Genomic DNA, 1,191 nt, shown 5'->3' with positions numbered 1-1,191 from the left:
TCAGGTTATATAACAATTTTGGTTTCTTTTTTCTGGTATTCTCTTTAAACTCCGTTACGGTTAACGCTGTACCGACTAGTTTTGTCCCAAGCTTTTGTAAAGGAGCTGAATCTAATAACTGGTCTTCTGTTTTCATAACAGCTTCTAATCCATTCTCTGTGATGAGTTTTAGATTATAGTAGGTCTGTTCCTTATAATTTTCTATGGCTACCTCACGTTGCCAAATCTCATGTAACATGCACATTTGCACACGCCCCGTTGCCAATAAGAATTGATTTTTAGCAAGTTTCGTTGTACATCCTCTCGTCACATTGATTCCAAGAAGATAATCTAGGTATTGCCTTGCTTTTGCGGAGTTTGCAAGCCCGTCATAATGTTCTCCTGGCTCTAACCGGTTTAATCCTGCCTCTAATTCGGCTGGCTCATACGAAGCAAGCCAGAGGCGAGATTGTCGTTTATTTACGCCCGCATATTCATACATTTCACGATAAATCAACTCGCCTTCACGGTCTCCATCACAAGCGTTGACCACATGATCTACATCCTGACGTTGCAACAATTCTACTAATATATTGATTTGTTCGATGTAATCCGGTTTTACTTTGTATTCTGGCTCTACTAAAATCGGTAAATGTGCAAACTGAAATTCTTTGTACTTCTCATCTATTTCTTCTGGATTCTTCAGCTCTAATAAATGACCAGAACACCAACTAATAATATATTTTTGATTTTCAAAGTAACCAAAGTATGGCTTACTTCCCATATGCTTCTTTGCATTTCGAAATCGTGGTGATTTCAATAATTCGTATGCAACTTTTGGCTTTTCCGCAATAAATAATGTTTTTCCCACCATTCATTCCTCCTCATAATATGTAAAACTTTTAATTTTGACGCTTCATTCTTCGTACTTTGAACCGTTTTATTGCACATTGTACTGCCCATATACAAATGTTCATTGCCACGGTCACAAGTAACATACAGCTAGCAAATAACCATGGGTTCATGACATCTTTCTCCATTCCCAATCTTTCTGTAGAAAGACATACATTTGTTTTTTCTCTGACAATATTTCGCGTACAATTTGAATTTTTTCTTTTGGGAACGAAATAAAAATCAATTCTTCTGCATTTTTCGTTTCCGCCCATACACCCGTATAATCGATGTCTACAATTTCAACGATATTTACCATCC

3 protein-coding genes are annotated in these 1,191 nt (G+C 36.9%); all 3 read right to left on the bottom strand.

The features are described 5' to 3' along the window. A partial coding sequence (locus tag BPMYX0001_RS28855) for a DNA topoisomerase (protein ID WP_033799838.1) occupies positions 1-850 on the bottom strand: 850 nt, incomplete at its 3' end. A 31-nt stretch (positions 851-881) separates the two neighbouring features. Beyond that, the gene (locus BPMYX0001_RS34655) at positions 882-1,004 is read right to left on the bottom strand and encodes a hypothetical protein (protein ID WP_257143725.1); all 123 of its coding nucleotides are present in this window, start codon (positions 1,002-1,004) and stop codon (positions 882-884) included. Further along, the gene (locus BPMYX0001_RS28850; RefSeq protein WP_006097678.1) at positions 1,001-1,189 is read right to left on the bottom strand and encodes a hypothetical protein; all 189 of its coding nucleotides are present in this window, start codon (positions 1,187-1,189) and stop codon (positions 1,001-1,003) included. Before BPMYX0001_RS28850 ends, BPMYX0001_RS34655 begins: the two co-directional genes overlap by 4 nt. Positions 1,190-1,191: the final 2 nt, after the last annotated feature.

It is taken from the genome of Bacillus pseudomycoides DSM 12442, assembly GCF_000161455.1.
GTDB classification, from domain to species: domain Bacteria; phylum Bacillota; class Bacilli; order Bacillales; family Bacillaceae_G; genus Bacillus_A; species Bacillus_A pseudomycoides.
The sequence above is the reverse complement of the archived record's forward strand: the minus strand, read 5'-3'. Positions and strand labels throughout refer to the sequence as shown.

What these genes read in the sequence shown, in the direction of transcription:
- BPMYX0001_RS34655 (WP_257143725.1), bottom strand. Translation starts at nt 1,004, where the DNA reads ATGAACCCATGGTTATTTGCTAGCTGTATGTTACTTGTGACCGTGGCA.
- BPMYX0001_RS28850 (WP_006097678.1), bottom strand. Translation starts at nt 1,189, where the DNA reads ATGGTAAATATCGTTGAAATTGTAGACATCGATTATACGGGTGTATGG.